The organism is Dyella sp. PARNA 12/25 (genome assembly GCF_055702865.1).
This window is the reverse complement of sequence record NZ_JBVQCI010000004.1, coordinates 332484-351847: the sequence shown is the minus strand read 5'-3', so window position 1 is coordinate 351847 and position 19364 is coordinate 332484. Positions and strand designations below refer to the sequence as shown.

Here is a 19364-nt window from a genome sequence, read left to right as displayed (position 1 = left end):
CCTAACACGGACGTCTTCCGAGAGCGCGTTTTATGAGCCATTTCCTCGACCGGTTGCAATTCTTTAAGCGCAACAACGAAACCTTCGCCGACGGTCACGGTGTGACAAAGACTGAAAGCCGCGGCTGGGAAAACGGCTATCGTGCCCGCTGGCAGTACGACAAGATTGTCCGATCCACGCATGGCGTGAACTGCACGGGATCGTGCAGTTGGAAGGTCTACGTTAAGAACGGCCTGGTGACGTGGGAGACGCAACAAACAGATTACCCGCGCACTCGGCCTGACCTGCCCAATCACGAGCCGCGCGGCTGCCCGCGTGGGGCAAGCTACTCGTGGTATTTGTACAGCGCCAACCGCCTCAAGTATCCGCTGATTCGCGGCACGCTGCTGCGGCTGTGGCGCGATGCACGCAAAACGATGAGCCCTGTTGATGCCTGGGGTAGCATCGTGCGCGACAGCGACAAAGCCCGTAGCTATAAGAGCAAGCGCGGCATGGGCGGTTTTGTGCGCCTCGGGTGGGATGAAGCCAACGAAATCATTGCCGCGTCCAATCTCTACACGGTAAAGCATCACGGGCCGGACCGTGTCATTGGTTTCTCGCCGATTCCGGCGATGTCGATGGTGTCCTATGCGGCCGGGGCACGTTATCTCTCGTTGCTAGGTGGTGCATGCCTGTCGTTCTATGACTGGTATTGCGACCTGCCGCCGGCGTCGCCGCAAATCTGGGGCGAGCAGACCGACGTGCCCGAATCGGCCGATTGGTACAACAGCCGGTACATCATCGCCTGGGGTTCCAATGTTCCACAGACGCGTACGCCTGATGCGCACTTCTTCACCGAAGCGCGTTACAACGGCACCAAGACGGTCGCCATTACGCCGGATTATTCCGAGGTCGCCAAACTCACAGACCATTGGCTGCATCCCAAGCAGGGCACGGACGCGGCGCTGGCCTTTGCCTTCGGCCATGTAATTCTGAAGGAGTTCCACGTCGACCAGCCGTCGGCGTACTTCACCGATTACTGTCGCCAGTACTCGGACATGCCGCTGTTGGTGCGCCTGGAGCGACGTTCTGACGGTCGACTGGTGCCCGAGCGCTATCTGCGTGCAAGCGATCTGGGCGGTCTGGGCGAAAGTAATCACCCGGAATGGAAAACGCTGGCCTATGACGAGCACACGAGCAACATCACGGTGCCGAATGGCTCAATTGGCTTCCGCTGGGGTGAGCAGGGTAAATGGAACATCGAAGAAAAGGACAGTACCGGTCGTCCGACGCGACTACAGCTGACCTTCAAAGAAACGTGCGATGGCATTGAAGCCATCTCCTTCCCGTACTTTGGCGGTGTCGAGCACGCGATGTGGGCCTCGTCGCCGGTAAACGAAGTGCTTGAGCGCAACGTACCCGTGCGCAAGCTAACGCTCGCCGATGGGCAGGAGTGGGCGGTGGCTACCGTCTACGATCTACTGCTCGCGCAATACGGTGTGGATCGCGGGTTCGGTGGCGACCATGTGGCGCAAAGCTATGACGATGATTTGCCCGGCACGCCGGCGTGGCAGGAAAAGATCACGGGTGTGCCTCGCCGCGAAGTGATCGAAATTGCCCGCGAGTTCGCCCGCACGGCGGATAAAACTCGCGGCCGAAGCATGATCATTGTTGGCGCGGCAATGAATCACTGGTACCACAACGACATGAACTATCGTGGCCTGATCAACATGTTGATCATGTGCGGTTGTGTTGGCCAGAGCGGCGGCGGTTGGGCGCACTACGTGGGGCAGGAAAAGCTGCGACCGCAGAGCGGTTGGGCTCCACTGGCATTTGGCCTGGATTGGAGCCGCCCGCCGCGCCAGATGAACGGCACCTCGTTCTTCTACTTCAACTCCGACCAGTGGCGTTACGAAAAGCTGGAGATGAAGGAGATCCTTTCGCCGCTGGCCGACCCGGCAAAGCACACCGGTACGTTGGCGGACATGAACTTGCGCGCCGTGCGCATGGGCTGGTTGCCGAGCGCGCCTCAGCTAAATCGCAATCCCATGGACGTCGTGCGCGAAGCCGATGGCGCCGGCGTGCCAGCGGTCGACTATGCCGTGCAACAGATGAAGGCGGGTAAGCTTGATTTCGCTTTCGCTGATCCGGACGCACCGCAGAACTATCCGCGCAATCTCTTCGTGTGGCGCTCCAATCTCCTTGGTTCCTCTGGCAAGGGACACGAGTACATGCTGCGCCATCTGTTGGGCACCCGGCATGGCTTGCAAGGCAAGGATCTGGGAGAGCAGGGTGCGGTCAAGCCGGAGGAGGTGAGATGGCACGATGCCGCTCCAGAGGGCAAGTTGGATCTGCTGGTGACGCTCGACTTCCGCATGTGCACGACGGCGCTCTACTCGGACATCGTGTTGCCTACCGCGACCTGGTACGAGAAGGACGACCTCAATACGTCCGACATGCACCCGTTTATCCATCCTCTTTCCAAGGCCGTCGATCCGGCATGGGAAGCGCGAAGCGATTGGGACATCTTCAAGGGTATTGCCCGCACCGCTAGCGCGCTGGCACACGGCGTGCTGGGGGTTGAGAAGGACCTGGTGCTGGTCCCTACGCTGCACGACACGCCAGGCGAGCTGGCGATGCCGCTTGGCGTCAAGGATTGGAAAATGGGCGAGTGCGAACCCGTTCCGGGCAAGACTATGCCGTCGATGGTGGTGGTCGAGCGCGATTACCCAAACCTCTACAAGAAGTTCACCTCCCTCGGCCCGTTGATGGACAAGCTGGGGAACGGCGGCAAGGGAATGAGCTGGGACACCAAGGATGAAGTGCACTTTCTCGGCGATCTGAACCGTCGGGTGAGTGACGAAGGCGTCAGCCAAGGTCGCCCTGCCATCAATACGGCTATCGACGCTTGCGAGGTGGTGCTGCATCTCGCGCCGGAGACCAACGGCCACGTGGCCGTGAAGGCCTGGGAATCATTGAGCACGTTCACCGGGCGCGATCACTCGCATCTGGCAATGGGCAAGGAGCACGAAGCCATTCGCTTCCGCGACGTCCAGGCACAGCCGCGCAAGATCATTTCCTCCCCCATCTGGTCAGGCTTGGAGGACGAGCACGTCAGCTACAACGCGGGCTACACCAACGTCCACGAGTTGATTCCGTGGCGAACTGTCACTGGTCGCCAACAGTTCTATCAAGACCACGAGTGGATGCGTGACTTCGGTGAAGGCTTCATGAGCTACCGCCCACCGGTTGATACCAAGACGGTGACACCACTGCTAGGCATGAAGCCCAACGGGAACAAGGAAATTGTTCTCAACTGGATCACCCCGCATCAGAAGTGGGGCATCCACAGCACCTATAGCGACAACCTGATCATGCAGACCCTGTCGCGCGGTGGTCCCATCGTGTGGATCAGCGAGGACGATGCCCGATCCGCGGACATCAAGGACAACGACTGGATCGAGCTCTACAACGTTAACGGTGCCATTACGGCGCGTGCCGTGGTGAGTCAGCGCGTTATGTCAGGCATGGCCATGATGTACCACGCGCAGGAACGCATCATCAACGTACCGGGCTCTGAAGTCAGCGGTACGCGCGGCGGAATGCATAACTCGGTCACTCGCACCGTGGTCAAGCCGACGCACATGATCGGCGGCTACGCACAGCTTTCCTATGGTTTCAATTATTACGGAACCACGGGTACCAACCGCGACGAGTTTGTGATTGTGCGCAAGATGAAAAAGGTCGACTGGTTGGACGGTGAACCTGTTCCGGCAGAAGACAAGGAGGTGCTGTGATGAAGGTTCGCGCACAAATCGCTATGGTCCTTAACCTGGACAAGTGCATTGGTTGCCACACGTGTTCCATCACTTGCAAGAACGTGTGGACCTCGCGTGAAGGCGTGGAATACGCATGGTTCAACAACGTCGAAACCAAGCCCGGCATCGGTTATCCCAAGGAGTGGGAAAACCAGGACAAGTGGAACGGCGGCTGGGTACGAAGCGCCGATGGCAAGCTGATGCCTCGTGCAGGCGGACGCTGGCGTCTGCTGTCCAAGATCTTCGCCAACCCGGATTTGCCGCAAATCGACGATTACTACGAACCCTTCGATTTCGACTACCAGCACCTCCATAAGGCGCCGGATGGCAAGCATCAACCCACGGCTCGCCCCCGTTCGCTGATCACGGGCGAGCGCATGCAGAAGATCCAGTGGGGTCCGAACTGGGAAGAGATTCTTGGCACCGAGTTTGCCAAGCGTGCCAAGGATCGCAACTTCGACGCCGTGCAGAAGGAAATCTACGGCGCGTTCGAAAAGACTTTCATGATGTACCTGCCTCGCCTGTGCGAACACTGCCTCAACCCTGCTTGCGTTTCAGCCTGTCCGAGCGGTGCGATCTACAAGCGCGAAGAGGATGGCATTGTTCTGATTGACCAGGACAAATGCCGCGGCTGGCGCATGTGTGTGTCGGCCTGTCCGTATAAGAAGATCTACTACAACTGGAAGAGCGGAAAGTCCGAGAAGTGCATCTTCTGCTATCCGCGCATCGAGATGGGCGAGCCGACGGTATGCTCGGAGACGTGCGTGGGTCGCATCCGCTACCTCGGTGTGATGCTGTATGACGCCGACCGCATCGAGGAGGCGGCATCGGTGCCGTCGGAGAAGAATCTCTATCAGGCACATCTGCACATCTTCCTGGATCCGCACGATCCACAGGTGATCGCGGCGGCACGCGCGGAAGGCATCCCGGACAACTGGCTGGAAGCGGCCAAGGCGTCGCCTGTCTACAAACTGGCCATTGATTGGAAGCTGGCGTTACCGCTGCATCCCGAATACCGAACCCTTCCGATGGTGTGGTATGTGCCGCCGTTGTCGCCGATCCAGTCAGCGGCGGAGCGTGGCCGGATGGGCATGAATGGTGAGCTTCCGGACGTTGCTTCACTGCGTATCCCTGTGCGCTATCTCGCGAACATGTTGTCCGCCGGCGACGAAGCACCGGTGGTGAGGGCGTTGGAGCGAATGCTGGCGATGCGCGCGTGGCGTCGCGCCAGAAACGTGGACGGCGTGGAGGATCATGCCGTGCTTGCCCAGGCGGGCATAACCGCGGCGCAAGCCGAAGACATGTACCGCTACCTCGGTATCGCCAATTACGAAGACCGCTTTGTTGTGCCCTCCGGTCATCGGGAGTACGCCAATGATGCGTTTGGCGAGCGTGGCGGTTGCGGTTTCACCTTTGGTAACGGCTGCAGTGGAGACAGTCCGGCCGATCTGTTCGGCGAACGCCGATCGACCACCTATACCGTCCCTCCGCACCGACAGGATAAGCAGGAGGAGCCGGTATGAGTTTTCTCAAGTTGATCGGCGTCCTGATGGATTACCCGAGTGACGACCTATGGGATCACCGAGAGGAACTGCTGTCAGCAACCGCAAGCATGGGGTTGCCGGCCCATCGACAGGCGGATCTTGCGGGCTTTGTGCAGTCATTGTTCGATAGCGACCCGATGGCAGCGCAGGCCGAGTGGCTATCCACCTTCGATCGGGGTCGCTCCATGAGTTTGCTGTTGTTTGAGCACATTCATGGCGAATCGCGTGATCGTGGGCAGGCCATGGTCGATCTGGTGGAAACTTACCGTGGCCATGGCTTCGAGCTGGCAGCGAAAGAGCTGCCGGACTACCTACCGCTGGTGCTCGAGTACCTGTCGCATCGCCCGGTGGAAGAGGCCAGCGATTGGTTGCGCCATATCAGTCACATCATTGGCGTACTCAGCGCGCGCGCAGCTGAGCGGCAAAGCCCTTACGCCACTCTGTTTCAGCTTTTACTTGAGCAGGCCGGAGCCGAAGTGGACCTGAAAGCGCTTCGCGGCAGCGTGAGCCGGGAAGCGCGTGATGATACCCAAGAGGCGATCGACCGCGTCTGGGAAGAAGAAGCCATCCGCTTCGCAGCTGAAGCACCAGCAGACAACTGCCCACCAAGCGCGCGCCCGGCGGGACGTCGTGACGTTGCTCATCAGGTGCTGCCATGAATTATCTGAATCAATTTGCCTTTCAGATCTATCCCTATATTGCACTGGCGGTTTTCTTTATCGGCAGCTGGGCACGCTACGACCGCGCCATGTACACCTGGCGTACCGGTTCCAGCCAGCTACTTTCCAGCCGCGGCATGCGCGTGGGGAGCAATCTGTTTCACGTGGGTGTGTTGGCCATTCTTGGTGGCCATCTGGTTGGTCTTTTGACGCCGCATGGTGTCTATGAGCACGTCATCACGGCGCCGCAGAAGCAGCTGCTTGCGATGTTGGTGGGCGGCATTTTCGGTGTTCTTTGCCTGATCGGACTGTGCATTTTGCTGAGTCGCCGTCTGTTCAATCCCCGCATCAGGGCGACCGGAACGAAGGGCGATACGCTGATTCTTGTTCTGCTGCTGCTACAGCTTCTGCTGGGCTTGGGCACGATTGCTGTGTCGACGCACCATATGGATGGCAGTGTGATGATTCAGCTGGTCGAATGGGCGCAGCACATTGTCACGTTCCGTTGGGGCGCTGCTGATTTCATGGCAAGTGTGAGCTGGGTCTATAAGGCCCATGTTTTCCTCGGCATGAGTTTGTTCCTGGTCGCGCCGTTCACGCGTCTCGTGCACGTGTGGAGCATTCCCGTCAGTTATCTGTGCAGGCCCTATCAGGTGGTTCGCCGCCGTCAGGCAGCATGGCGCTACGGATCGCGGGGCTAGGTCATGGCTCGGCAATCTTCGCCAGCACTGTCGCTGGTTCTCGTTGATTCGTCCCATGTCGCCTCACATGACTTTGAGGCCGGCTCAGATGGTCTTCCTCGGTCTGTGGGACAGCCGGCACCGTGCCATCTGTGGGTTGGCGATGTTGCCATCAGTGAAGCTGCGATTGCCCAGGAGATGCAACATCACCGCGCAGCGTCTCCAACGCAGTCGCGGGCGGGCGCGGCGCGTGCTCTGGTCGTGCGTGAGCTGCTGCGTCTTGAGGTGGAACGGCTTGCGCTCGCTGATGGAGTGGATTCTGGTAGTCATGAATCCGACGAAGAAGCCTGCATCCGTACGCTTATCGAAAGGGAGGTGGAGAGCAGGGCGCCAAGTGAATCGGACTGTCTGCGTTACTTCGAGCAGAACCGAGAGCGGTTCAGGTCGCCCGATCGTATTCGAGTGCGGCATATCTTGGTCGCGGCGCCGCCCACCGATGTGGCTGCTCGCCTTGACGCGCGAGAGCGAAGCGAGCGCTTGATCAGTGAGTTAAAGACACGGCCATCGCTATTTGCCGATCTGGCACATCGCTATTCCGATTGTCCGTCGAAAACCGACGGCGGCGACCTTGGTTGGTTGCAGCGCGGCCAGACAACACCCGAGTTTGATCGCCAAGTATTCCGACTGAAGGAAGGAGTTGCCGCCTTCCCCGTGGAATCGCGCTGGGGTTACCACGTGGTGTCGGTTGATGCGGTGGAGCATGGCGTCGCGTTGCCTTTTGAAGATGTTCGCGAACGCATTGCTGACTACCTTGAGCTGCAGCTACGGCAGAGCGAACTGCAGCACTACCTATTGCAGTTGCAGGAACATTACGGGGTACGAGGCCTGAAAGAGATTGAGGCCTTGGCAGAGAAAAGTTGAGCGATGGCGAGGGAAAGCACGGGCTTTCCAGGGAGCAAGACCATGGAGCACGGAAACATTACCAAGGGCCAGCAACAACGAGCGATGTGGTTAAGCACATTTGCTTTCACCGTGTGTTTTGCGGTGTGGACCATATTTTCGATTATCGGCTTGCAGATCAAGCAGCAATTGGGTCTAAGTGACACCCAGTTTGGCCTGCTCGCTGCCACGCCGATTCTCACGGGTTCTCTGATCCGTCTTATGTTGGGCATTTGGGCCGACCAGTACGGTGGGCGACGGGTTCTTACCCTGGTCATGTTGTGCGGCGCGGTCGCCACATGGGTGCTCAGTTACGCGAAGACCTACCCACAATTCCTGCTGGCTGCTTTGTTCGTAGGTATCGCGGGCGGTTCGTTCTCCGTGGGTGTCGCCTATGTATCGACCTGGTTTCCGGCCAAACGACAGGGCACGGCGCTAGGTGTGTTTGGCGCGGGCAACGTCGGTGCGGCCGTGACCAAGCTGCTGGCACCGATGGTGATGGTCGCCGCGGGTTGGTCGATGGTGGCCCGTGTTTGGGCCGTTGGCCTGGCGGTAACCGCAGTGCTGTTCTACCTGTTTGCTCAGGAGGATCCATCACTGGCTGAGCGGCGGCTCACGGGGCGCAAGCCCATGCCCTTCAGCGAGCAGATGGCGCCGCTGAAGAACGTGCAGGTATGGCGGTTCTCGCTCTATTACTTCTTTGTGTTCGGTGGCTTTGTCGCGCTATCACTTTGGTTGCCGCGCTATCTCGTCGGGGCGTACGGTCTGGATATAAGAACGGCAGGGGTCATTGCTGCTTGTTACTCCATTCCAGGAAGCTTGTTCCGCATCATGGGCGGTTGGCTGTCCGATCGCGTCGGCGCACGGCGAGTGATGTACTGGACCTTCGGTGTCGCAACCCTTTGCACCTTTTTGCTCGCCTATCCGGATACGCAGTACCTCGTGAAAGGCATCAAGGCTGACATCACCTTCCACCTGGCCGTAGGCATGGTGTTGTTTACCGCCCTGGTGTTCGTGCTCGGCTTCTTCATGTCGCTTGGCAAGGCCGCGGTCTACAAACACATTCCGGTTTACTACCCAAGCCATGTCGGGTCGGTGGGTGGCGTGGTTGGCATGATCGGAGGCTTGGGAGGTTTCATCCTTCCCATTGCCTTCGGTGCCCTCAACGATCTCATCGGCATTTGGACCAGCTGCTTTATGCTGCTGTTCCTGATCGTGGCGATCTCCCTGATCTGGATGCACGCCGCCATACGCCGCATGGAGCGCAAGCGTTTTCCGCAGATCGAAGGCGATACGGACCTTCCCGAGATCATGAAAGCCGCGGCACGGGTCCGGGCCGAGGGTTCGGGATAGGCTGCGACGGCCGCCGATGGGGTGCTTGAGAAGGCCTGAGCCCGCCCCGGGGCGGGCGCTTGAGACGGCGATTTGGCAAGTTATTGAGCGGTAAGGCAAACCAGCAGGCTGTGGGCGTGCGCTACCCGTACGGCCCCAGCCTGCGACTGCTTTCGGGGGCTGTCGCGGTTATCATGCCCCCTTGATCAACCATCCCGGTGCTGACTGCCCAAGAACGCAGCGCCGGCTCACAGAGGACATCAAATCCATGGCACGCGGCGTCAACAAAGTCATTATCGTCGGCAATCTCGGCGCGGACCCCGAAACCCGCTACACCGGCAACGGCACGGCTATCACCAGCATCCGTATTGCCACTTCCGAGAACTGGACCGACAAGCAGAGCGGCGAAAAGCAGGAGCGCACCGAGTGGCATCGCGTGAAGCTGTTCGGCCGCCTCGCTGAAATCGCTGGCGAATACCTCAAGAAGGGTCGTCAGGTTTATATCGAAGGCTCCCTGCGCACCGACAAATACACCGACAAGGACGGCGTCGAGCGCTTCAGTACCGACATCATCGCCAACGAGATGCAGATGCTCGGCGGCGGCTCGGATGGTGGCGCGGGCGGTGGCGGCGGCGGTGGCAACTTCCAGCGCTCGCAGGGCGGTGGCGGCGGTCAGCAGCGCCAGGGTGGCGGCGGCTACGGCGGCGGCCAGTCCCGTGGCGGAGGCGACAACTACGGTGGCGGCTCGCGCGGTGGCGACGATTACGGCAATCAGCAGCGCCAGTCCGCACCGCCGGTGCAGAACAACAGCTTCGACGACGACGATATTCCGTTCTAGGATGCACCTTAGACCGCATTTGTTCGGTTTATGACTCTAAACCCCCGATCTTTCGGGGGTTTTTTCTTTTCAAAACTGGACAAATAAACGTCAGTTCTTGGCCGGCTTCCTCGCCTAAGCTGCACCTTGAAAAGTGTTGCGAGCAATGGAGGCGGGGATGCGGCGTAGATATCGAACGCAAGGCTTCGTCATGGCAGATGGTGAGAGATACCGTCTGCTGGTTGATCCAGATTCGGGGGTACCCCCTTACTACCCGAATCTCTTCCTCACGACGCAGCTGAGAAATGCGTCGAAATCGGTGGCCAGCATGGATGCGGCTGCCGCAGCTATCAACGTGCTAATGACCTATTGCGCTAAACGCGGCATCGATCTGGAGAAGCGGATCAGGGTACGTCGTTTCTTCAGCTCCCCGGAGATGGACGCAATAAGGGACGAGTGCCAGAAGCGGTTCAGTAAGCAGGATGACGCCACGGTGGGGCGATCTCGACGGAGCCGCGTAAACCAGCGGATCGGCGCCGGTGGCGAATATTCACGTTTGACGCATGTCGCCAACTACGTGCAATGGCTATCCAACACTCTGCTCGGCTCTGCCATTGATGAGTCAGCCGCACGCCGGATCAAAGCAGTCCACGCTGGTTTGATTGGGCGACGACCGATAGGAAAGCGAAGGACTGTCGTCAAAAATGGTCCCACCCCCGAGCAAGTGGCGGCCCTTCAGGAGGTCATTAATCCAGCGGGAGGGAGGTCGCCATTTCGTGGCCCCAGTTTGCGTGTGAGAAACGCGCTTATCGTGGATTTGTTGTTCTATCTTGGAATCCGGGGCGGGGAGCTCCTCAACATCCGAATCGGCGATATCGATTGGGGGCGCCACCAGATCGTGATTGCCCGCCGGCCCGACGAAAGCAAGGACCCGCGAGCGAGACAGCCGCTGGTCAAGACTCTGGATCGCCGGATCCCCTTGCGCGACACGTTGGTCGATCAATTGCATACCTACGTGGTCAAGCATCGCAACAAGGTACCTGGCGCGCGAACGCATGATTATCTGCTCGTGACGCACAAGAGCGGAAGAACGCAAGGCCAGCCACTTTCTATCTCAGGCTATCAAAAGATCATCAAGGTGATTGCGGCGGCGTCACCTGAGTTGGAGGGGCTTCATGGGCACTTGCTTCGTCATGGGTGGAACGAGCGTTTTTCCCAGCACATGGATAGGCAAGAGCACCCACCATCACCGGAGAGGCAAGAGGCCATGCGGTCTTACGCACAAGGTTGGAGAGAAGGATCGATTCCGCTCTTCTGCCATCTTAATAGCCTTCATGGATGACGATCTCCTGAACAATATGACCAGTGTGGAAGGTGGCGACCCCGGCGATTCGGCTTCTGAACTTCCGTCGCTCAGCTATTGGCTCCTGACCCCTGCGAGTGACGAAGCGCATACGCCGTTCCAAGGCTTCAGCAGCGATATTGCCAATCCGGCGTTCTGTGATCTGATCCGGTTGCTCTCCGTGTTACCCGCTTCACCCGTGGAGATCTTTGCGCCCCCCGAAGCACTGCCTCGTTTGCGGCGTGGAGTTTCTGGCAAACGCGCAGAGATAGTGGGCATGCCATCTTTCCTGGAACTGCAGAGGAGACCAAGGACGAAGAAGGTCATCTCGATCATCCTTGGCCTGCCTGCTCAGATCGAGATCGCACTAGGCATTGCAGAGGACCCGCGTCCCATCTTCGTGACGACGGCAACAGTCGAGGGCGCGGTGGCACTAGAGGGGTGGCAGGGACATCCTGCCCAGCTTCTCGACTCGGCAATTCGCGCTGCGCTTCTCGCGCAACTTACATCTGTAAGCCACGAAGAGATCTTGGCTTTGAATCTTAGAGATCCATTCCAAGAGGGCAGGCATCCATCACGTGTAGCTGGTGTCACCCGACCTAACGAGACCTTGGCGGAGTCCTTAGGCTACGCCTATGCAGGCTTCGATCGCATTCGACCAGATATCAAGGGTTCCTACGTCGAGGCGATCCTTGATTCTTCCGACCGAGCGCGAGAACTGATTGGCGACTCCTCCACCGATGCAATCCTCTACGCACCGTCGATCGCGCGCCATCTGTATGCGTTCGGCAGCGCCTTTTGGAACAACCTGCTTCGCAGGATCCGATCTCGAGAGCTACGAGACCTAATCAAAGATGGGGTGTTCCGGAACCCAGGATACTCTGGCTTCACCTTCACATCCGAGGGTTCTGAGACTATCAACCCCTACGGGGATGAGACCGCCAGCGCCATGTTGACCGTGCGGCAGGTCGAACTTCTCCTCACTGCGTCGGGCGTCGGGGCACTCGCCGCAAACGGACTACAGCCAGCCTTTCGGCTTCCGAACTCAGTCAACCTTCACAACGCCACTCTGCGGGAGATCGAGCGACACGCTGACCGTACGGATCCCCGTGGCCGGCAACTCTTACAGCGGAACTATTTAAAGCTCATCAGAGACCTGCATGCGGAGATTCATCCGCGCATGTTAGATGACCTTCGATTGCGCACCGAGGCCATTACACTTGTGTCAGACGCGCCGCTCGAATGGATACGAGTAGATGGCCTACCGCTGATGATCCGTCATGAGCTATCCCGCATTGGAATGACGCCGGGAAACTTGATGCTCGCGCAGTGCGTCCATGCAGGGCTCACCATCCTTCCGTCGAGCGCGCTGGCTGAGGTCCTGATTATTCGTTCCTTTAGAAACAATGATCCCATCCGGCATGCGTTGGACATTGCCGTTGATGGTTTCAAACTCACGCGGGTAAGGACAACATTTGTCGATGTTGCAAATCAGGATGAGTTGATCGCGGCTCTCAACGGGTTTCGGGGAGCACTTGTCGTGTTCGATTGCCATGGCGGGCATGGGGGCGATGACGGCCATGGCTGGTTGATGATGGGTTCTGAGAAAGTTGATGTCTGGAATCTCGCGCATGTTGCGCGGATTCCCCCGATAGTGATACTCAGTGCGTGTTCCACATTTTCACTAGCGGGGTCGCATGCCTCGGTGGCCAATGGCCTCATTAGGTCCGGAGCAATCACGGTAATCGGGACATTTCTTCCTGTGAATGCAATTAGCTCTGGAATCTTTGTTGCCCGACTCCTCTACCGGATCGACAGTTTTCTTCCAGTGCTTAAACGGCTGGACAAGAACTTTCTGACGTGGCGCACTTTGATCAGTACTTTTCTAAGAATGAGCTACGTAACGGATCTTATGAGGTTCTTCATCGAAGAAAAGCAGTGGATGGATAGGTCGATGTTCGTCCGCATAGGTGACAGGGCAAACCACGACATTAATCTTTTGCACCCTGCGTGGTACCGGCGTCTTCTGCGTCGCATGTCACGAGCAATGCGTCGCCCGATCATTGATATTCAAGCCACCATCGATGACGAGTCGCCCCTGATGGAGACGATGTACTACTGTCAGACCGGGCGCCCGGAAACGATTGGTATCTTTCTTGATTGAATTGTTTGGCCACATTTCGAAGCCAGGCGCCGGCGTTTTGGAGCGGCTCTCGCTTATTCATTGATCGTACGTGGGCACTGATCCAAACACACCCAAACGTGGAACACCTACTGCCGCCTCGGCGGAAGAAGCATTCGTGAAACTTCACTACAGAACACTATGTTCAAGGCAGGCGTGTCGAGCATTGCCGGAAAGTCTGCGTTCGACCCCATGCGGACATTGGTGGATAGGAAGGATGCCGAGCGTTCGGCCAAGAAGCTTTGAAGCGGGGTGTGTCGCGTTTGGCCGGTCGAGATCCTCAGAAATTGACGAGATTGGGCTCCGCCGTGAGGTTTTGGGTCCTTAATTTGGCCTGTAGCCTTGCTCTATGCAGAATCGAGGCTACTCTCAGGTACAAAGAACCGTTCTAAGACATACCTTGGAACGCATCCGTCCGGCTTTTGAGAACCCCCCGATCTTTCGGGGGGTTCTCATTTGAGGCCGACCATTTTCTCGTCGATGTTTACTTTGAATGCTCGTCCGGCAGACCGTGCGGCGCTGACTGGATGACAAAGTGCTCGACAGCCCGGTCATGGTCGCGACGAGCGTCGCTGCCGCTCGGTGCGGTTAGCGTCGCCGCGCCACCAAACATGTGCCAGCGCCGCTGGGCGCCATCGCTCACGAAACAGCCGCGATAGCCGAGCGGCGCGGGTGATGGCGCCGTGCCCTGCAGTGGCTCCAAGGCATCCCACAACGCCTCGAACTGGTGAGCCATTGCCGGTGTCAGTTGCCAGGTTGGATCAGGTCGGCCAGAGAACATCATGGCCCCGGCCGTCCAGACCTTCTCTCGCTTCATTGGATCTTGATGTGCCCGTGCATGACGGTCATGAAAGTACAGAAGTCAGTATAGATACCGCGGTCGGCTGTGCGCGGGTCTGTGATGAGGTGGCCGCTGTTATCGACATTCGTTACCGGTGTGCCGCCGGGCTTATGCGTCCATAGACCGTTGCGACCCCTGCGGTACCAATGGAAGTCCACTCCTGGTGCGACAACAAGCGCAACCAGATGCCCTTCTTTCGGGCAGCGATTATTGGCGCCTGGTGAATCAATGAGGTCATCACGGATCGCAGCCGCGCGCACGCCCGCGCAAGCGATGGGAAATGGATACATCAGGCCTGAAGCGAGACCGGGCTGGGCGAACGTATCGGTGCGGTCATTGGTGGAGTAGTTGTAGCAGTTGTTGTGGAACTGCTTCGCGCCACCGGCTGCCGCGTCGTTCCACCACGTAGGCTCGTAGAGCGGGGCGCATTCACACGTGTGCCGAACGGGCCAGCGGGTTGGTGGCCATTTCCATTTGATGCCTCGATGGTTCTCAATGTCTTTGCGCAGCAAATCCAGGACGTTCCTGCCGAGCGGCAAACGTCGGATCGGTCCGTGAGTCCCGCATACGAAATCTTCGACAAAGGGATCAGCGGTGTGATGCGCCAGTTTGCGCCCAAACAAGCGACCATCAATCACTCGAAATATCGCAGGTAGCTCGCGGCTGATCGTCTTGCCGGTCTGCTCGACGATCAGTCCGCGATAACCAAGGATCGACTCTGGCGGCGGTGTCGCTTCGCGCGCCCGAAGTTTCTCAGCCGGTTGTAATCGTTTAAGCAGCTCGGCTGCTTCGCGGTCGTCGAGCATGACGACGGGATTGGGTCTGCCGCTGAACATATCTACCGTAATGCGAAGCGCCATGATCGTTAGTCCTGTGCGCGGTTACTGCGTCACTGGCTCGTTCAGTTGGAACCAGGTGTTGCTTGGTGCCCGGTGTGTCAACTGTCACATAGACAGTGAACTTGGGATGGTTGCCTTTGTGGAAATCGGCAAGAAACGCCGATCGTTATCTGGCGACGCGGCACAATGAACGGAAGAGGGTGGCACTTCCATAAGCCGTTGGATGTAAGGACGAGCAGTGGGTAGTTCTTTGGGCATGTAATGCGATGCAAGTGCGCAACGTGATGATGGAGACGTATCGAGCGTTGCGAGTAAGCGATCCGCGCGCGTCACCCATACTTCACTATCGGCTCAGGCGTTGACATCGCAGCTGTATGGCGAACATGCGCCGAGAAATGAACTGATTAAACTCCATCGATCAACCATGTTGTGATGTGCGCCGGATGCTGACAAAGGCGCGGATTTCCACGTAGTTAAACGTAGACCTTTTGGGCAATTGCAGCGGGGAAAGAGCTGCGGAAGATCGGCCTCCGTGGCGTCATGGCTGTGATGTACAGCCGCTTGGCCGCAGCGCCCTCGCTTGTCGAGGGCGGCAACGCTGACATCGTCGAATGGCATGCCTTCGCCATCCATGTTGGGCGGTAGGCATCGGCAGCTACGGATGAGTGAATGGACGCGCCGGCCAACCATGCCGCCGTGCTTCACGAATGAAAGTGGGAGGTCGCTATGCCTAATCCCAACGCCACCGTTTCACGAGTCGCTCGCTTTTCACCGCCGCTCGAGCGCGATCCGAGAGCGTTGTTGCGGGAAGAAGCCGGCCTGTCAGTTGAATTGGAAAACGGGCAGCGCCTTCGACTCGATCCAGATGATCCGCGTTCGCCCGGATTTGCGGAGATATTTCTCGGGTTGAGCAAGCTTCGCCACCCGGTCTACCTGGAGATCGATCCGCAGACAGACAAAATAGTGCTGCTCTTGATCCCCTATGTCACGAGGGTTGTCGCTGTTCGAGAAGCAGGTGATGAGGGATTGAGCGTTGAACTTGAACAATCGCACGCACGCCACGTGCTGCGACGGGACCATGCCGACTACGAGATTCTCGAGCGCAAGCTGCGCGAGGCAGCGCGTTCGGAGCAGACAGTCATCGTCGTCGAAACAGACAAACACGACGTCATCGAAGTGCGCGATTTCGCACCGGCACCCGATGAGCAACGCCCCCCTTTCGTTAAGCCCGGGTTCGTGCCAGAGCCTCCGTTGCGTTGGAGGCTGGGCGTGTGGTTGCGCCGCTTCTGGCCATGGTGGCCCTGCTGGTGTTGCATCTCGGGCAGCAAAGCGCAAACCGTGTTCGACGCCATGAATGCCACCACATGCGATCCGTTGCAGGTACCTCCGCCGTGTATTCCGTTCTTGTATCCCGACGATGGTTGCTGGGGACGAGCCCACCAAATGTGCCGTCTCATGATTGCAATGGGCCTGAATCCGTCCAAGGTGTGGATTCAAGGCAGCTTGTACGTCAACACGAGAAACAACCCTAACTGCCACGTGCAGTGGGGCTGGCATGTGGCGCCGACATTGTGTGTCCGCGGTCCCGGGTTCTTTCAGTCGCAGACCATGGTTATCGACCCGTCGCTGTTCACCACACCCGTGACAGAGGCAACCTGGAAAGGTGTGCAAGGCGATCCCAATGCGACGCTGACAAGTTCCGACGCTTCGGACTTCTTCTGGGGTCAAACGGACCCTACTTATGCACAAACTGATCAAGTGCTCGCGACCTATCGACTGAAGCTGCAGGCCAGGTCGCTACAGGTAGGGCCACCACCTTATGCGTACTGCCCGTAACGCCAGCGGCTCCGGGGCGGACGTGATGCAACGCGATTCCGAATAGATCACATAGGGGTTTGATAGATCTCTACCTGCATCAGTCCACTGCCCGGACCACCGTCAAGCACGGGCATCCACAAAAGAAATGGTCGCAAAGGTACGCGCGGCACGCTGGCAAGCGGCTCAATTCCCCGCCGTTTAGTCCCCATTCGATTTGATCAATTGCCTTGTGCGGGCTGTTGCGTCTGCGAAAGCCAGGAGCAACACCAAGAACCCTCAACAGCGTAGGCGACATTCAGGAGGTATGACGATGAATACCCAGGAACTTAAGCCGGTGATCATCCAATTTTCGGCGGAATCCGGCGCCAAGGACGCGACGAATCTCTATGTGCACGTGGTGGACCGGCGTGGCAAGGTCGTCGAGTCGGCGCCCATCAACCAACTGCAGGCGAACCTTAGGTTCACCAAGGCCGAGCTTGAAGGGCAAACGAGGCTGTACATCGCGCAAGGTGTACCGAGCGAGGCGGCCAGCACGCTAGATGAGCGCGCCCTGCTCAAAGCAGGCGCCTATCAGGTGGTACAGAACTTCTCTGGAAATGTCATCGATGTGCTGCGCGTTCCCTCCGCAGTGCTGCAACCGTGGACCTGGTACAACTGCCTGATCACGGGGCACCTGACCAAGGATTTCCTCATCGATGGGCAATCGGTCAACCTGCCCGTATGCAATGCTCGTGTGCATATTTGCGAAGTCGAAACCGAGTTCGTGTTTCCGCACATCCCGATCTACTATCGACCGATCCCCGACTGGGTGATCGGTGAAATCAGCGGCAAATTTGCCAGCCTGTCCCAGCTCAAGGTGGCGCCGCCCCCCATTCCCGACCCGGTCGGGCCGATCAGCCAGGCTTTTACCTCCGCGGGCCTGCGTCGGGCGTCGGTGGCGTCGCTTGCGACGAAGTCGGCGGCACTGCCGGAGATCCCGGCGCACGTCCTGCGCTCTCTTACCTCAGGATCGGTCGAGACCGTGCGCCAGGCGATCTACGACAACCATGCGCTGTTGTACCCGTACTTTTGCCTATGGCCCATCTATTGGCCCTGGTTCTACACCTGCGACGAAGAGACCGTCGTCTACAGCGACTGCAATGGTCACTTCGAAATGTGGGAAAACACTTTCAGCGAGGACGGCCCGCTAAACATCTATGTCTGGGTCGAGGTCAACATCAATGGCCAGTGGGTGACGGTGTACCGTCCCGCGCTTCCATGCCACACATGGTGGAACTACGCCTGTGGCACCGATATCAACATCAAGGTGACCGACTCGCGCGTGATGCCGTGTGACTGTGGGATCAATGCGCACGGTGAACTCGCCTGGTTCAGGTCGATCGGAGAAAGCGCCACCGCGTTGCATATCGAGCAAAACGACGGCAACTGGGTGAATGTGCAGGGCGGGGTGAGCCTGCTCAACGTCGGCTGCACCGACATTATCGATTCGCATCGAATCAGCCCCTTCGGCGGAACCCTGAATTTCAAGCTGCTCTTCGGCGATGGACTGCCAACCGCCGGCGTCACCCATTACCGTTGGAAGCGCACCCAGATCAAGGACGCGAACCTCAACGACATCTTCGGCGCAACCCCCCAGGTCATCAACGGCCAGGTCGCCAAGAGTTACTTCGTGATCACGCAGAGCAATGGTCAGTTCCATTTTGAGACCCACGCCATCACCTTGGGCGCGGAGGGTGGCGGCCAGGACATCGGCTACCGGATCCCGCAGTGGGATATTTACAACGAACCGCTGATCCCGCTCGTCGACAAGGCCTTGACCATCCAATGGACTAGCCCGGACTTCTGGAGTGCGAGCATCGACAGTCACGCCCTGGATGACGGTCTCTATCGATTCGACCTGGAACTGGGGATCATGATCGCCGGCGTGTTCCAGGTTGTTGCGGTGCCCAAGGCGGTGTTCCAAGTGTCTGACTACGGCAATGCCGGAAACTCGGTGAACGCGCCCGATGGCGACCTGCTCATCGATTCCGGCAATACCGCCAATGCGCTCGCGCTGTCGTTCAAGGTGCGCATCGACAACGCCCCTTGCAGCGCCGTGATCCAGAACGTCGAGCTGACCGATGGGGCGGGCCATCTGGTTTATGTGGACGGGGCGCCGGTGGTGTCGGGCAAGTGCGGCTTTATCAAATACACGAGCCTGGCTCAGGGCGTGCGCATCAGTTTCAATGCCTCGCATCCGCGCAATTTCGCCACGTTCAACTTTGGTGTCATTAAGGGCAACAACACCGTCTCCACCGGCGTGTCCGCCGGCGGCTATGTGTTGTCGAGCATTGACGGCTTCACCCTGAGCGGAGGGCTTTTCACCCAGGATGTGTCGGTGCAGCAGCTGCTCGGCTCCTGCCCCCAGGCGGCCTTCTCCGAGAATCTGTATGTGCATGCCCTGGCAACCGATGGCACCTACCGCTTGCAAAGCGGATACGACGCATCCGATGTCAAAGCGTTTGCACTAAGCAATACCTGAAGCAAGCAAGGGTGGGCAAAGCGCAGCGTGCCCGCGTGGACGCGACGCATGGG

The 19364-nt window shown here is 58.5% G+C and carries 13 protein-coding genes; 11 read left to right on the top strand and 2 right to left on the bottom strand.

Going from position 1 to position 19364, the window contains the following annotated elements:
- Nucleotides 1–32: 32 nt before the first annotated feature.
- The 9 genes from AC0GUR_RS11785 (at nucleotide 33) to AC0GUR_RS11745 (ending at nucleotide 13274) form a co-directional block, all read left to right on the top strand.
- Nucleotides 33–3776, top strand: coding sequence for a nitrate reductase subunit alpha (locus AC0GUR_RS11785; RefSeq protein ID WP_472877665.1), 3744 nt, complete (start codon nucleotides 33–35; stop codon nucleotides 3774–3776).
- Nucleotides 3776–5320, top strand: coding sequence for a nitrate reductase subunit beta (gene narH, locus AC0GUR_RS11780; protein ID WP_472877664.1), 1545 nt, complete (start codon nucleotides 3776–3778; stop codon nucleotides 5318–5320). Before AC0GUR_RS11785 ends, narH begins: the two co-directional genes overlap by 1 nt.
- Nucleotides 5317–6000: a nitrate reductase molybdenum cofactor assembly chaperone gene (gene narJ, locus AC0GUR_RS11775; protein ID WP_472877663.1), complete on the top strand. Its 684-nt coding sequence runs from the start codon at nucleotides 5317–5319 to the stop codon at nucleotides 5998–6000. Before narH ends, narJ begins: the two co-directional genes overlap by 4 nt.
- Nucleotides 5997–6701 (top strand): respiratory nitrate reductase subunit gamma, encoded by a 705-nt coding sequence (gene narI, locus AC0GUR_RS11770; RefSeq protein WP_472877662.1) that lies wholly within the window; start codon nucleotides 5997–5999, stop codon nucleotides 6699–6701. Before narJ ends, narI begins: the two co-directional genes overlap by 4 nt.
- Before the next feature lie 3 nt (nucleotides 6702–6704).
- Entirely contained in the window at nucleotides 6705–7601 is an 897-nt protein-coding gene (locus AC0GUR_RS11765; RefSeq protein ID WP_472877661.1) for a peptidylprolyl isomerase, read from the top strand.
- 42 nt (nucleotides 7602–7643) lie between these two features.
- Nucleotides 7644–8972, top strand: coding sequence for an MFS transporter (locus tag AC0GUR_RS11760; RefSeq protein ID WP_472877660.1), 1329 nt, complete (start codon nucleotides 7644–7646; stop codon nucleotides 8970–8972).
- 247 nt (nucleotides 8973–9219) lie between these two features.
- Nucleotides 9220–9789, top strand: a complete 570-nt coding sequence (gene ssb, locus AC0GUR_RS11755; RefSeq protein ID WP_472877659.1) for a single-stranded DNA-binding protein — start codon at nucleotides 9220–9222, stop codon at nucleotides 9787–9789.
- 190 nt (nucleotides 9790–9979) lie between these two features.
- Nucleotides 9980–11110 carry a tyrosine-type recombinase/integrase gene (locus AC0GUR_RS11750; RefSeq protein WP_472877658.1) on the top strand — a complete coding sequence of 377 codons (1131 nt, stop codon included), beginning with the start codon at nucleotides 9980–9982 and terminating at the stop codon, nucleotides 11108–11110.
- Nucleotides 11103–13274 (top strand): hypothetical protein, encoded by a 2172-nt coding sequence (locus AC0GUR_RS11745; protein WP_472877657.1) that lies wholly within the window; start codon nucleotides 11103–11105, stop codon nucleotides 13272–13274. Before AC0GUR_RS11750 ends, AC0GUR_RS11745 begins: the two co-directional genes overlap by 8 nt.
- Before the next feature lie 502 nt (nucleotides 13275–13776).
- Here the strand turns inward: AC0GUR_RS11745 and AC0GUR_RS11740 are convergent.
- Together AC0GUR_RS11740 and AC0GUR_RS11735 are read right to left on the bottom strand one after the other, a co-directional pair.
- Nucleotides 13777–14109 (bottom strand): hypothetical protein, encoded by a 333-nt coding sequence (locus tag AC0GUR_RS11740; protein WP_472877656.1) that lies wholly within the window; start codon nucleotides 14107–14109, stop codon nucleotides 13777–13779.
- Nucleotides 14106–14993, bottom strand: a complete 888-nt coding sequence (locus tag AC0GUR_RS11735; protein WP_472877655.1) for a hypothetical protein — start codon at nucleotides 14991–14993, stop codon at nucleotides 14106–14108. The genes AC0GUR_RS11740 and AC0GUR_RS11735 overlap by 4 nt, the downstream gene beginning before the upstream one ends.
- Nucleotides 14994–15698: 705 nt before the next feature.
- Between AC0GUR_RS11735 and AC0GUR_RS11730 the strand changes: the two genes are divergently transcribed.
- Together AC0GUR_RS11730 and AC0GUR_RS11725 are read left to right on the top strand one after the other, a co-directional pair.
- A complete protein-coding gene (locus tag AC0GUR_RS11730; RefSeq protein WP_472877654.1) occupies nucleotides 15699–16808 on the top strand; it encodes a protein-glutamine glutaminase family protein in 1110 nt (369 codons plus the stop codon).
- Nucleotides 16809–17100: 292 nt separating this feature from the next.
- The gene (locus tag AC0GUR_RS11725) at nucleotides 17101–19311 is read left to right on the top strand and encodes a hypothetical protein (RefSeq protein ID WP_472877653.1); all 2211 of its coding nucleotides are present in this window, start codon (nucleotides 17101–17103) and stop codon (nucleotides 19309–19311) included.
- Nucleotides 19312–19364: the final 53 nt, after the last annotated feature.

What these genes read in the sequence shown, in the direction of transcription:
- AC0GUR_RS11785 (WP_472877665.1), top strand. Translation starts at nt 33, where the DNA reads ATGAGCCATTTCCTCGACCGGTTGCAATTCTTTAAGCGCAACAACGAA.
- narH (WP_472877664.1), top strand. Translation starts at nt 3,776, where the DNA reads ATGAAGGTTCGCGCACAAATCGCTATGGTCCTTAACCTGGACAAGTGC.
- narJ (WP_472877663.1), top strand. Translation starts at nt 5,317, where the DNA reads ATGAGTTTTCTCAAGTTGATCGGCGTCCTGATGGATTACCCGAGTGAC.
- narI (WP_472877662.1), top strand. Translation starts at nt 5,997, where the DNA reads ATGAATTATCTGAATCAATTTGCCTTTCAGATCTATCCCTATATTGCA.
- AC0GUR_RS11765 (WP_472877661.1), top strand. Translation starts at nt 6,705, where the DNA reads ATGGCTCGGCAATCTTCGCCAGCACTGTCGCTGGTTCTCGTTGATTCG.
- AC0GUR_RS11760 (WP_472877660.1), top strand. Translation starts at nt 7,644, where the DNA reads ATGGAGCACGGAAACATTACCAAGGGCCAGCAACAACGAGCGATGTGG.
- ssb (WP_472877659.1), top strand. Translation starts at nt 9,220, where the DNA reads ATGGCACGCGGCGTCAACAAAGTCATTATCGTCGGCAATCTCGGCGCG.
- AC0GUR_RS11750 (WP_472877658.1), top strand. Translation starts at nt 9,980, where the DNA reads ATGGCAGATGGTGAGAGATACCGTCTGCTGGTTGATCCAGATTCGGGG.
- AC0GUR_RS11745 (WP_472877657.1), top strand. Translation starts at nt 11,103, where the DNA reads ATGGATGACGATCTCCTGAACAATATGACCAGTGTGGAAGGTGGCGAC.
- AC0GUR_RS11740 (WP_472877656.1), bottom strand. Translation starts at nt 14,109, where the DNA reads ATGAAGCGAGAGAAGGTCTGGACGGCCGGGGCCATGATGTTCTCTGGC.
- AC0GUR_RS11735 (WP_472877655.1), bottom strand. Translation starts at nt 14,993, where the DNA reads ATGGCGCTTCGCATTACGGTAGATATGTTCAGCGGCAGACCCAATCCC.
- AC0GUR_RS11730 (WP_472877654.1), top strand. Translation starts at nt 15,699, where the DNA reads ATGCCTAATCCCAACGCCACCGTTTCACGAGTCGCTCGCTTTTCACCG.
- AC0GUR_RS11725 (WP_472877653.1), top strand. Translation starts at nt 17,101, where the DNA reads ATGAATACCCAGGAACTTAAGCCGGTGATCATCCAATTTTCGGCGGAA.